10 protein-coding genes are annotated in these 12,184 nt (G+C 71.6%); 5 read left to right on the forward strand and 5 right to left on the reverse strand.

What is annotated here, in order from left to right:
* Nucleotides 1-73 precede the first annotated feature (73 nt).
* Nucleotides 74-2,512 carry a hypothetical protein gene (locus tag BIV03_RS11155; RefSeq protein WP_071295757.1) on the reverse strand — a complete coding sequence of 813 codons (2,439 nt, stop codon included), beginning with the start codon at nucleotides 2,510-2,512 and terminating at the stop codon, nucleotides 74-76.
* On the reverse strand, nucleotides 2,512-3,075 hold the full coding sequence (locus tag BIV03_RS11160; protein ID WP_071295758.1) for a hypothetical protein: 564 nt from the start codon (nucleotides 3,073-3,075) through the stop codon (nucleotides 2,512-2,514). Before BIV03_RS11160 ends, BIV03_RS11155 begins: the two co-directional genes overlap by 1 nt.
* 206 nt (nucleotides 3,076-3,281) lie before the next feature.
* Here BIV03_RS11160 and BIV03_RS11165 point away from each other — a divergent pair, with 206 nt between their 5' ends.
* The 5 genes from BIV03_RS11165 to BIV03_RS11185 all read left to right on the forward strand — a co-directional run bounded on the left by BIV03_RS11165 (nucleotide 3,282) and on the right by BIV03_RS11185 (nucleotide 8,538).
* Complete coding sequence (locus BIV03_RS11165) at nucleotides 3,282-4,184, forward strand: ABC transporter permease (RefSeq protein WP_071295759.1); 903 nt, start codon at nucleotides 3,282-3,284, stop codon at nucleotides 4,182-4,184.
* A gap of 4 nt (nucleotides 4,185-4,188) precedes the next feature.
* On the forward strand, nucleotides 4,189-5,418 hold the full coding sequence (locus BIV03_RS11170) for an ABC transporter ATP-binding protein (RefSeq protein ID WP_071295760.1): 1,230 nt from the start codon (nucleotides 4,189-4,191) through the stop codon (nucleotides 5,416-5,418).
* Nucleotides 5,415-6,449 carry a glycosyltransferase family 2 protein gene (locus BIV03_RS11175; protein WP_083403374.1) on the forward strand — a complete coding sequence of 345 codons (1,035 nt, stop codon included), beginning with the start codon at nucleotides 5,415-5,417 and terminating at the stop codon, nucleotides 6,447-6,449. The genes BIV03_RS11170 and BIV03_RS11175 overlap by 4 nt, the downstream gene beginning before the upstream one ends.
* A 74-nt stretch (nucleotides 6,450-6,523) precedes the next feature.
* A complete protein-coding gene (locus BIV03_RS11180) occupies nucleotides 6,524-7,687 on the forward strand; it encodes a glycosyltransferase family 1 protein (protein ID WP_071295762.1) in 1,164 nt (387 codons plus the stop codon).
* Nucleotides 7,684-8,538, forward strand: coding sequence for a glycosyltransferase family 2 protein (locus BIV03_RS11185; RefSeq protein ID WP_071295763.1), 855 nt, complete (start codon nucleotides 7,684-7,686; stop codon nucleotides 8,536-8,538). The genes BIV03_RS11180 and BIV03_RS11185 overlap by 4 nt, the downstream gene beginning before the upstream one ends.
* A gap of 225 nt (nucleotides 8,539-8,763) precedes the next feature.
* Here the strand turns inward: BIV03_RS11185 and BIV03_RS11190 are convergent, their stop codons facing one another.
* The 3 genes from BIV03_RS11190 to BIV03_RS11200 form a co-directional block, all read right to left on the reverse strand.
* Nucleotides 8,764-10,515: a glycosyltransferase gene (locus BIV03_RS11190; protein WP_071295764.1), complete on the reverse strand. Its 1,752-nt coding sequence runs from the start codon at nucleotides 10,513-10,515 to the stop codon at nucleotides 8,764-8,766.
* 125 nt (nucleotides 10,516-10,640) lie between these two features.
* Nucleotides 10,641-11,504, reverse strand: coding sequence for a glucose-1-phosphate thymidylyltransferase RfbA (gene rfbA, locus BIV03_RS11195; RefSeq protein WP_071295765.1), 864 nt, complete (start codon nucleotides 11,502-11,504; stop codon nucleotides 10,641-10,643).
* A gap of 19 nt (nucleotides 11,505-11,523) precedes the next feature.
* Nucleotides 11,524-12,132 carry a dTDP-4-dehydrorhamnose 3,5-epimerase family protein gene (locus BIV03_RS11200; protein ID WP_070418475.1) on the reverse strand — a complete coding sequence of 203 codons (609 nt, stop codon included), beginning with the start codon at nucleotides 12,130-12,132 and terminating at the stop codon, nucleotides 11,524-11,526.
* Nucleotides 12,133-12,184 lie beyond the last annotated feature (52 nt).

A 12,184-nucleotide genomic window follows, 5' to 3' on the forward strand; every position in this document is an offset into this window, starting at 1 on the left:
GAGACGGGAGGCGCCCCACCGGCTGGTGGGGCGCCTCCCGTCTCGCATCGTGGTCCGTCGGACCGTGAGCGCACTACTTCACCGTGATCGTCCGGCACAGCGTGGTGTTCGCTCCCGCGCCGGTGTTCATCGCGTAGACGCAGACCTGCGTGCTGCCCGCCCTGTAGCCGGACACGGTCGTCGAGAACGAGTGGTTCGCGCCGTACCCGCCGTAGGTGGTGGCGAGCGACGCCTTCGCCTCGTTCGCGGTGAGCGACTTCGCGCCGGCGCCGTTCACGTACACGTGCACCTGGATCGGGGACGCGGTGTCCGGGTCGATCGTCCAGCCGCGCACCTTGACCTGGCCGGCCGCGGGCGAGGAGACCTCGTCGAGCAGCAGGACCGGGTTGCCGGAGGTCATCGCGACCGTGCTGCAGGCGCTGGCGTCCTTCCCGCCCCCGACGTTCGTCCCGACGACGCACACGGTGTGCTTGCCCGGGCCGATGCCGGTGAGCGTGGCCTGGAAGCCGTGCTTCGAGTAGTACCCGGGGTACGCCTTCGCCGCCGTGGCGCTGGCCTGGTCGGCCGTGCCGGTGGTGATCTTCTTGCCGTCGACCGTGTACGTCACACCGATCGGCTGCACCGTGTCGGGGTCGACCGCGTAGCCGCTGACCTGCAGCGAGCCGAGCGTCGGCGACGAACCGGACTCGATCTTCACCTTCGGCGGGCCGGTCGGCGTCTGGAACGTCGTGCAGACGTTGCTGTTGCCGCCGGGGCCCACGTTGATCGCGATGATGCAGAGCTGGTGCTTCCCGGCCGGGACGCTGCTGCGGGTGAACAGGATCGCGTGGTCGTCACCGTAGCCGGGCAGTGCCTTGTCGAGGCCCGCCTTGGTCTGGTCGGCCGTGAACGAGGTCAGGGCCTTGCCGTCCAGGTACAGGTGGACGCGCAGCGGCGCGATCGTGTCCGGGTCGGCCGTCCAGCCGCGGATCTTGAGCTTGCCCGGAGCGGTCGACGATGCCTCGTCGATGACGATCCACGGCGAACCGCTCGCCTTCGTCACGGTCTTCGCCCCGAGCTGCGTCCACTTGCCCGTGGAGGTGTCCTTCGCCCACGTGCTGATCGTGTGCTTCCCGGCACCGATGCCGCTGATCGTCGCCGAGTAGCCGTGCGCGTCGCCCCAGCCCGAGTAGATCTTCCCGACGTCGGTGCGCGAGGCGCTGGCGGTCCAGGCCTTCTTCGCCACGCCGTCCACGCGGAGCTGCACGGGGATCGAGGACTTCGTGTCCGGGTCGATCGCCCAGCCGCGGACGCTGAGCTTGTCCGCCGCGAGGGTGGCCTGGTCGAGCTTGCCGAACGGCGCCCCGGTCCGGACGGTCACCTGCTGGCAGCCGAGCAGTGCGTTGGCACCGGCGCCCTGGTTGATGCCGAACACGCAGACGTTGTGGCTGCCGCCGGAGATCCCGGTCAGGGTCGTCGAGAACCCGTGGCTGGTGTTGCCGGCGCCGAGCTGGCTGCCCAGGTCGGAACGCGCCCCGTCGGCCGTGATGGTCTTCTTGCCGACGCCGTCCACGTAGAACGCCACCCGGATCGGGCTCGTCGCGACGTCGGGGTCGTACGCCCAGCCGCCCACCGTGACCTGGCGGAACCCGGCGGTCGCGGAGTCGACGTGCCCGGCGGGCGAGCTGCCACCGGTGGGCGAGCCGAACCAGTCGGTGTACATGCGCCAGAAGTTCCGGTTGCCGTACGCCGAGCAGCCGTCACCCGTGCCGTAGAGGTTCGACATCGCGGCGGCGTTCGGGGTGTACGGCGTGTAGATGTACAGCCCGGCGGTCGCCTGGTTCTTGATGTAGACCGTCTTCCGACCGCACGCGGCGTTCGGGTTGTAGAGGATCGAGTTGTTGCGGCCGGCCTGGTACGCCCAGGACGTCGGCGAGGCCTGGTAGCGCTTGAACTGCAGCGCGGCGGCGTACACCTGCTGGCCGAAGCCGTAGTACTTCGGGTCGCACGGCGCGGTGTCCGGGCACGCGAAGCCGGTGGCGTGCAGGTACATGTAGCTCGTCGGGCTGTTCGTCGTGACGATGCCCTGCTCCTTCTGCAGCAGGACGAGCAGGACCTTCTGGCTGATGCCGCACGCGGCGCCGACCTGCGCGATGACCGTGGCCGCCGACTTCACGCCGCCGTTGATCGCGGAGCACCGACCGGACACGGCGGCGATGCCGCTCATGTTCTGCGAGAAGTTCTTGAGGCACGCCGGGCCGCCCGATGCCTGCTTGCAGTTCGGCGCGACGCTGTTGAGGAACGACTGCACGGACGACGAGCTCATCGCCGACCCGTTGTAGAAGTTCACGTCGCTGATGATGTTGCCCGGGTCGAACGACGCGGCGGTCGCGGCCGAGGCGGACTCCGTCGTCGTCTGCTCGGACAGCACCGTGCCGAAGGTCAGGCCGCTCACGGCGACCGCGAGGGCGGCCACGAGGGCGAGGGACGACCGCAGCGGGCGTCGTCGCCCGTCGGTTCGGATGGATCGCATCACGGCACCTCCGCCGTCATCGGGTCGGACGTGGTCGACTGCGCGCCGACCCGGTAGTCGAGGGTGATGGACCAGGTGCCGCTGGACACCTGGGCCGCCGGGAAGGACACCTGCGCGCAGTTCACGGAGGACGCGCTCGCCTCCGCCGTGCTGGTCAGGGTCCGGGTGACACCGCTCTTCGTCGCGGTGAACGTGCAGGTGCCCGACGTGTTCGTCGTGCCGGAGACGAGTCCACCGGCCTGGAGCGTCCGGCTGCCCGTGTCCCACCCGGCGTAGGTGACGACGGCGGTGGCCGGGAAGTCCGACGGGTCGTCGTCGGGCTCGGTCGTCTGGCCGGAGCCCGGGAACGCCGAGGGGCTGTCGTCCGCGTCGTCGGAGCTGCTCGGCGACGGGGTCGACGAGGGGCCGGACGTCGCGGTCGCCGATGCGGTCGGAGTCGGTGAGGCGGACCGCGTGGGCGACGCGGTGGGGTCGTCGTCACTCGTGGCGGAACAACCCGCCGCGAGGAGACTGAGAACACCGACCACCGCGAACGCAGCGATCGGCCGTGACGCGAAGTGCATGCTGACGGGCCGTCCTGTGGATGTTGACAAGGGTCCGGGTTGCGTCAACGGTAACCCCAAAGTGAAGGTTGAGGGTTCAATCCGCGCACATTCACCCCCGCACGGGGGCGGACGACAGGTGTCGCCCGGTCCGCAGCGCGCACCGGCGTCCTGGGTGATGCGATGAGTATGCTGTTCCGGTCCTGCCCCCACGAACGAAGAGACACATGGTCGATCAAGCCCGCATGGCCGCGCTCGCGAAGGAGCCCCTGGTCGTGGTCGGCGCTCCGACGAGTGCCATCCGAGGAACCTGGCGAGAACTGCGCGACGTCTTCCGGCAGCGCGAGATGCTCGGCATGCTCGTGCGCCGCGACCTCAAGGCGCGGTACAAGGACTCGGCGCTCGGGTTCGTGTGGACGCTGGTGCGCCCGCTGACCCAGCTCCTCATCTACTACTTCGTCATCGGCAAGGTGCTCGGCGCCGCGCACGGCATCGACAACTTCGCGATCTACGTCTTCACCGGACTCGGCGCGTACACGCTCTTCAGCGAGATCGTCGCGGGGTCGACCGGCTCGATCGTCGGCAACAGCGGCCTCATCAAGAAGGTCTACGTCCCGCGCGAGGTCTTCCCGCTCGCGAGCGTCGGGGCCGCCCTGGTCAACTACGCCATCCAGTTCGTCATCCTGATCGTGGCGACGCTGGTGCTCGGTGCGTTCCCGTTGCACGAGGGCCTGGTGTACCTGGTGCCGTCCCTCGCCGTGATCGTCGTCTACGGCGCGGCCATCGGGCTCGTCCTCTCCGCGCTCAACGTGTACCTGCGGGACGTGCAGTTCGTCATCGACGTCGGCCTGATGGTGCTGCTGTGGGGATCGCCGATCGTGTACTCGTACTCGATGGTCCTCAAGGAGCTGCACGTCCAGTGGATCCTGACCGTCTACACGAACAACCCCCTCACGCTGTCCGTCCTCGGCATGCAGAACGCCATCTGGCTGCACGACCCGGCGAAGGTCGTCTACCCCGACCACCTCATGCTCCGACTCGGCATCGCGTTCGTCATCGGCCTGTTCTGCCTCATCGGCGCGCAGCGCGTGTTCTCGCGCCTGCAGGGCAACTTCGCGCAGGAGCTCTAGACCCATGGCCATCAGCACCCCCGTCGCACCCACCGCCCAGCAGCGCGGCGACGAGCGCCCCGACGTCATCGTCATCGACCACGTCCGCAAGCGCTTCACCGTCCGCAAGGACAACACCATCCGCGAGCGGATCGTCACGCTCGGCCGCGCCGGTCGCAAGCACCGCCAGGACTTCTGGGCGCTCGACGACGTCACCGTGTCGATCCAGGCCGGGACCACCGTCGGCCTCATCGGCCAGAACGGCTCCGGCAAGTCGACGCTGCTCAAGGCCATCGGCGGCATCATCCAGCCGACGTCCGGCACCGTCTCGCGCCGGGGGCGGCTGGCCGCGCTGCTCGAGCTCGGCGCCGGCTTCCACCCGGACCTGTCCGGCCGCGAGAACGTCTACCTCAACGCGGCGCTGCTCGGTCTGAGCCGCAAGGAGACCGAGGCGCGGTTCGATGACATCCTCGCGTTCTCCGGCATCGGCGACTTCATCGACACCCAGGTGAAGTTCTACAGCTCCGGCATGTACGTGCGACTCGCGTTCGCCGTGGCCGTGCACACCGACCCCGACGTGCTGCTCGTCGACGAGGTCCTCGCCGTCGGCGACGAGGCGTTCCAGCGCAAGTGCCTCGACCGCATCCGCTCGTTCCAGGAGCAGGGCAAGACGATCATCATCGTCACGCACTCGCTCAGCCAGGTGCAGGAGATGTGCGACCGGGTCGTGCTGCTCAACAAGGGCAAGGTCCTGCACGACGGGGACGCCGTCCAGGCGGTCAGCAAGTTCCGTGACGTGCTCGAGGAGCGCCGGTCCGGCGAGCTCAGCGCCGACGTCGCCGTGGGCCGCGGCACGGTCCTCGGGGCGACCGTGCACGCCGACGGCAAGGAGCACCGCGCACCCGTCACGCCCGGTGACGACCTCGTCGTGGACATGGAGTTCGAGCACCTCGACGGCGTCGCCGACTGGGAGGCCGCCGTCCAGATCAACAACACCGCCGGTCAGGTCGTCTACGGCACCACCACCGGCATCATGGGCGTCACGCTCCAGCCGCTGCACGGGCGCCGGAAGCTCCGCCTCCGGATCACGGACACGAACTTCGGCACCGGCAAGTACTTCATCAACGTGTCGATGATGGACTCCGCCGGGCGGCACCTGCACGACCTGCCGGAGTGTGACTCGTTCGAGGTCCCGTCGTTCGGCGACGCCGTCGGCAGCGTCTACGCGAAGCCCTCCATCGAGGAGCTCGGCTGACGCCCACCGACGGCGCCTCCCGCACCGCGGTCGTCGTCGTCAACTGGAACCGTGCGGACCTCACGACCCGGGCCGCCCGCGCCGTGCTCGACGACGGCGCGGCCGACCAGGTCATCGTGGTCGACAACGGGTCGTCGGACGACTCCGTCGCCGTGCTCCGCCGCGAGCTGCCCGAGGCGACGGTGCTGGTCCGCGACACCAACGGCGGGTTCGCCGCGGGCGCGAACACGGGCATCCGGCACGCGGACGCCGACGTCGTCGTCCTCCTCAACAACGACGCCGAGCCGGCTCCGGGCTTCGTCGCGGCCCTCCGCGACCACCTCGACGCCGCCCCTGCGGCCGTGGCGGCCGTGACGGGCCGCATCGTGCTCGCCGGGCGCTGGTCGCGCCTCCAGGCCGGTGCCCCGGCCCCCGCCGGACGGGCGTTGCGCGACCACACCGGCCACCTGTGGGTGCCCGACGCCGACGGCGAGGTCCGGCTCAACTCGACCGGCGTGCGGGTCGACCGCGACGGCAACGGCATGGACCGCGACTGGTTCGGCGCGGCCGACCAGGCGGCGGACCGCGACGTGTTCGGGTTCTCGGGCGGCGCCTCCGCGCTCCGGAAGGCCGCGCTCGACGACGTCGGACTCCTCGACGAGTCGCTGTTCATGTACTACGAGGACACCGAGCTCGCCTGGCGGCTCCGCCGCCGCGGATGGCGCGTCGAGTACGCGGCCGAGGCGGTCGTCGAGCACGACCACTCGGCGTCGTCCGGCGTGCAGAGCGACCTGTTCGTCTTCCGCAACGCCCGCAACCGGCTGGTCGTCGCCCTGTGGCACGCGCCGTGGCCGACGGTCGTGCGGGCTGCGGTCCGGACGACCGCGCGCGGCCTGGTCGGGCTGCGTTCCGGTCGCACCCGACGGGAGGCGCGGCTCGTCCTGGCAGCACTGGCCGACGTGACGGGGCACCTCCCCGCGCACCTCGCGCGGCGGCTCCGTGAGACGCGGGTCGCGTCCGTCCCGCGGAGCGCCGTGGACCCGGACGCATGAGCGGAGCGGGCTATCCTGGGGACTCCCCCGTCGACGGTCCCGGCCGCGGCGTCCCCGGCCGGAAGGAACCTCGCGTGCCGCAGCTCACCGTCCTCATCGACGGGACCGCGGTACCGCGCAACCTCGGCGGTGTCGGACGCTACATCGAGGGGGTCGCGTCGCACCTCACCGACCCGTCGCTCGACGTGCACCTCGTCGTCCGGCCCGTGCACGCCGCGCACTTCCGCGACGTGGCACCGCACGTGACGCTGCACACGGCACCGGCGTGGACCGACTCCGTGCCGCTGCGCTTCCTCTGGGAGCAGACCGGGCTGCCGGCACTCGGTCGGCGGATCGGCGCGGCGGTGCTGCACTCCCCGCACTACACGTTCCCGTTCTCGTGGCGCCGCGGCTCCGTGGTGACGCTGCACGACGCCACGTTCTTCTCGAACCCCGAGTGGCACTCCCGCCTGAAGCGCACGTTCTTCACCTGGTGGAGCCGCCGATCGCTCCGGACCCGTCCGGTCGTCATCGTGCCGAGCGCCGCCACCGCGACCGAGGCTGCCCGCGTGGTGTCCGGCATCCGTGCGGACGTCCGGGTCGCGCCGCTCGGGGTCGACCGGAGCGTCTTCCACGAGCCGTCCACCGCCGAGGTCGAGGACGCCCGCATCGCCGCGACGCTCCCCGACGACGCGTCCTGGATCGCGTTCCTCGGCACGATCGAACCGCGCAAGAACGTCACCGCACTGCTCGACGCCTATGCCGCGGTCCGCGACGCCCATGCGGTCACGGGGTCGGACACGCCCTGGCTGGTGCTCTCCGGTGCCCGCGGCTGGGACGAGGCCGCGATCGCACGGCTCGACGCGCTGCAGGACGCCGACCACGTCATCGAGGCCGGGTACCTCCCGCTCGAGGACCTCTCCGGCTTCCTCGGCGGCGCGGAGTTCGTCGTGTACCCGTCCCTCGGCGAGGGCTTCGGCCTGCCGGTGGTCGAGGCGATGGCGACCGGCGCGTGCGTGCTCACCACCAGGCGCCTGTCGCTGCCCGAGGTGGGGGGCGACGCCGCCGTCTACACCGAGCCCGACACGTCGGCGCTGGGGGCGGCGATGGCCTCGCTGCTCGACGACCCCGCGCTCGTCGCGTCACACCGGGCGGCCGCACTCCGCCGGGCCTCCTCGTTCACGTGGGAGGCCACGGCCGCCGTGCACGTCGATGCGTACGCGGCCGTCGCTCGTGGCGCCTCCGGGGGTGTCCGATGACCCGGGTCGCGGTGCTCACCGTCACGTACAACACCGGTGAGACGATCCGACCGTTCCTCGCGAGCATCGAGGCGGCGTCCAGTGACCCCGTGGCCGTGGTGATCGCGGACAACGGCTCGGCCGACCTCGACGCACTGCGGGCGATCGGCGAGTCGTACGGCGCCGTCGTGGTGTCCTCCGGGGGCAACCGTGGCTACGGCGGCGGGATCGACGCGGCCCTCAGCGCGCTCGACGACGTGCTCCCCGACGTCCGGCCGGAGTTCCTGCTCGTCACGAACCCCGACGTGGTCCTCGCGCCGGGCTCGATCGACGAGCTCGTCGCGGCTGCGGACCGTCTGCCGTCCGGCGGGTCGTTCGGTCCGCGGATCCTCGACGAGCAGGGCGACACCTACCCCTCGGCGCGCCAACTCCCGTCGCTCCGGACCGGCCTCGGCCACGCGGCGTTCTCGCGCTTCTGGCCGGCGAACCCGTGGAGCCAGCGGTACTGGTCCACCACCCAGGTCGTCGAGCGCGAGGCCGGCTGGCTGTCCGGGGCGTGCTTCCTCATCCGGACGTCGCTGTTCCGCGAGCTCGGGGGCTTCGACGAGTCGTACTTCATGTACTTCGAGGACGTCGACCTCGGGCAGCGCGTGGGGCTCGCCGGGCGGGCGAACGTGTACGTGCCGACCGCCGTGGTCACGCACACCGGGGCGCACTCGACCTCGTCGAACCGGCGCCGCATGGAGATCGAGCACCACCGGAGCGCCTACCGGTTCCTGTCGCGGAAGTACCGGGCGTGGTGGCTGTGGCCGCTGCGGGCGATGCTGCGTGTGGGGCTCGCCGTCCGGGCGCGCTGGGTGACGCGCAAGTAGCGCGCGGCGCCGCTGCGCAGCGCAAAACCAAAACCACTGCGCGCCGCGCCTTCCCGCGGTTCGGAGCGGCTTTGGTTGTGCGGCGGCGCAGCCGCGCCCGCGTCGAACCACGAATCCGACGTCGAACCAGGAGCGCGGCCTGGTTCGACGTCGCGAACGTGGTTCGACGCCGCGGCGGCGGCAGCCGCGGCGCGGCGCCGCAGGCGGCCGCGGCCCGCGGCGCGCTCAGCGCCGCAGGCGCGCGCGCTCGGCGCGCGCGGCGTCGAGCAGCACGCGGGCACGGGCATCGAAGGAGTGCTCGGCGGCGATGCGCGCGGCCACCTCGGCCCGCGAGGCCTCGGCGGGCCACGGGTACGCCGGGTCGAGCAGCGCCGCGAGGTCCTCCCGCGACCCCGCCACCGCCAGCGTCGGCACGTCGAGCACCTCGCCGAGCCCGACGACGGGGTCGGTCACGACGACTCCCCCGGCGGCCAGGACGTCGAGCACCCGGTTCGACACGAACCCCCCGGCGGCCATGTCCGGCCAGTGGTCGTTCAGCACGACACGGGCCGACGCGTAGGCACGGGCCACCTCGGCGCGGGACAACGACGGCGCCCCGAGGGACGACTCCGGCACGACGTCCTCCCACCCGGGCCCGTGCACGCGCAGGTCGGCACCGAGTGCGACCGCGTCCGCGACGACGGGGCGAGCGGCGCCGCGGGTGGAGCCGACGAAGACGACGCGGCCGGCGTCCGGCCCCGACGACACGCCCGGGTGGAACACCGCCGGGTCGGTCGCCTGCAGCAGCATCCCGACCGGCACGCCCGACCGCGCACTCGCCGCTGCGGCCCACGCCGGACCCGCGGCGAACGCCCGGTCGAACGACCGCAGTTCGGTGTCCGCGACGTCGTCCGGGTGGCTGATCACCCAGAGCAGGTTCACGGACGCCGGGTTCGGCGGCACCCGGTCGAGCCCCCGCACGACGAGCGTCACGTCGTCCGCGCCGTCGTCGTCCCGCACGTGGGCGTCCCGGCGGTCGACGCGGACCCGCTGTCCGAGCCGCTCGAGCGCGGCGGCCAGCTCGGCGGCGAAGTGCACGTCGCCCCACCCGTCACCCTCGGGTCCGGCGGGCGCGGCGATCTTCAGCGACCACGCGAGCTGCTCGGTGGCCGGCACCGTCGAGGCCACGGGCGTCACGGGCCGAGCACCCCACGGCGGCACCGGTGGCCCGGCCACGACCGAGCCGTTCCCGTCGACGGCGCGGTCACGCCACCCCGAGACGGCGTCGACGGTCGCCGCGTCGACGGTGCGCCCCGCCTCGTCCGAGCGCTCGAGCGCCCAGACGAGCGCGACGTCACGATCGGTGCGGTCCGCGACCGCGCGGCTCCAGGCCGACAGCGTGGTGCGTTCGTCCGGGAGGCACGGTGCCGGTACCAGCGCACGTCCGGGCATCGCCAGTGCGGGTTGGTCCGCGGCGAAGACGGTCGCAGCGGCTGCGGTGTCGCGTGCGGTGAGGATCGTCGACCGGAGTCCGTCGGCGCCGGGCACGACCGACGCGGTGTCGTCGCTCCAGGGCAGCGCCCCGGGCCGGAGGAGCCTGGCCCCGTGGCGTGCGGAACCGTCGGCGAGCCAGACCCGGGCCTGCGCCACACCGCGCGCACCGGCCTCGGCGAGCACCTGGAGGTCCTGGTCGGTGACGCCCACCGTCGAGTCCACCACGACGAGCACGCCGCGCACCCCACCGGCGACCCCGGCGTTCACGGCCGATCCGATGCCGTCGACGGGGTCCGGCCGCACCCACGGCACACCCCGGGGTGACGGCAGGACCGGGGAGGCGTCCGCGACGTAGGCCACGGCGCGGACGTCCACCTCGGGACCGAAGGCGGTCCGGGCAGCGGTGACCATCGCGGGCAACCGCTCGTGCCGGTCGGACCGGCTGACGAGGAGCACGGTGACGCCGGTCTGCCGGACCTGCGCCGGGCCGTCGAACCCGGCCACCCGCTCGGGCGGCGCCGCCGTCGCGGACGGGTGTCGCGCCTCCTGGACCGCATCGGGGCCGGAGGGCGTCGCGTCACGACGGCGGCGTCGACCGAACCAACCAGAGCCGGGCGCCACGGGGATGACTAGGCGGAGAGGAGGCGCTGGAGGTAGACGCCGTAGCCGCCCTTGACGAGCGGGGCGGCGAGGTCGGCGAGCTGTGCGTCGTCGATCCAGCCGTTGCGCCAGGCGATCTCCTCGATGCAGCCGATCTTGAAGCCCTGACGGTCCTCGATCACCTTGACGTACTCGGACGCCTGCATCATCGACTCGAACGTGCCGGTGTCGAGCCAGGCCGTGCCGCGGTCGAGGACCTGCACGCCGAGCTCGCCGGCGTCGAGGTAGCGCTCGTTCACGGTCGAGATCTCGAGCTCCCCGCGGGCGCTCGGCTCGATCGTCTTCGCGATCTCGATGACCTTGTTGTCGTAGAAGTACAGGCCGGGGACGGCGTAGTTCGACTTCGGCTCGGTCGGCTTCTCCTCGATGGAGACCGCGGTGAAGCTGTCGTCGAACTCGACGACGCCGTACGCCTTCGGGTCGGCCACGTGGTACGCGAAGATCGTCGCGCCCTCGACCTCGGTGTTCTTGCGGAGGTTCGTGCCGAGGCCCGTGCCGTGGAAGATGTTGTCGCCGAGGACCAGCGCGACGCTGTCGTCGCCGATGAAGTCCTCGCCGATGACGAAGGCCTGCGCGAGGCCGTCCGGGCTCGGCTGCACGGCGTACTGGATGTCCATGCCGAGGGCCGAGCCGTCGCCGAGGAGCGCGCGGAACTGGTCGTTGTACTCCGGCGTCGTGATGACCAGCACCTCGCGGATGCCGGCCATCATCAGCGTCGACAGCGGGTAGTAGACCATCGGCTTGTCGTAGATCGGCATGAGCTGCTTGCTGATGCCCTTGGTGATCGGCCAGAGACGGGTGCCGGAACCCCCGGCGAGGATGATGCCCTTCACGGGTGCGTCCTTTGCTTCGTTACTTCGTCGTACGGAGGGACTCGGTGTAGGCCAAGCACTCCTCGTAGGTGGGGAGCAGCCCTGCGGCGGCAGCCTGCTCGAGGGTCGGTGCGCTGGTGTCCTTCTCGGAGAGGACCGGCTCGCCGAGCCCGTCCGGCAGGGTGAGCCCCACGGTCGGGTCGAGGATCGTGATCCCCTTCTCGCGCTCCGGGTTGTAGTGCGCGCTGACCAGGTAGTTCACCGTCGACTGGTCCTCGAGCGCGACGATCGCGTGGCCGAGCCCCTCGGACAGGTACACCGCCTTGCGGTCGACGTCGTCGATGCGGACCGAGTCCCACTGCCCGAACGTCGGGGAGCCGACGCGGATGTCGACGATGTAGTCGATGAACGCCCCGCGGACGGCGGTGACGTACTTCGCCTGGCTCGGTGCGACGAGGGCGTAGTGGATGCCCCGTGCGACGCCGGCCGCCGAGATCGACATGTTCACCTGCCGCAGGTCGAGCGGGTGGCCGACCGTCTCCTCGAGGACGTCGGCCCGGTACGCCTCGAGGAATGCTCCTCGTGCGTCGCCGTGCTGGACGGGCGTGAACTCCCACGCGCCGGGGATCTTCAGTTCGCGGATCTGCACCGGGGAAGCCTAGCAAGGCGCGAGTTCGCATAGGCTGTCATGGTTCTGCGCA

It is taken from the genome of Curtobacterium sp. MCBA15_016, from assembly GCF_001865105.1.
Classification (GTDB): Bacteria; Actinomycetota; Actinomycetes; order Actinomycetales; family Microbacteriaceae; genus Curtobacterium.

Excerpts from the sequence above, each read along its gene's own strand:
- BIV03_RS11155 (WP_071295757.1), bottom strand. The coding sequence starts at position 2,512 with ATGCGATCCATCCGAACCGACGGGCGACGACGCCCGCTGCGGTCGTCC.
- BIV03_RS11160 (WP_071295758.1), bottom strand. The coding sequence starts at position 3,075 with ATGCACTTCGCGTCACGGCCGATCGCTGCGTTCGCGGTGGTCGGTGTT.
- BIV03_RS11165 (WP_071295759.1), top strand. The coding sequence starts at position 3,282 with ATGGTCGATCAAGCCCGCATGGCCGCGCTCGCGAAGGAGCCCCTGGTC.
- BIV03_RS11170 (WP_071295760.1), top strand. The coding sequence starts at position 4,189 with ATGGCCATCAGCACCCCCGTCGCACCCACCGCCCAGCAGCGCGGCGAC.
- BIV03_RS11185 (WP_071295763.1), top strand. The coding sequence starts at position 7,684 with ATGACCCGGGTCGCGGTGCTCACCGTCACGTACAACACCGGTGAGACG.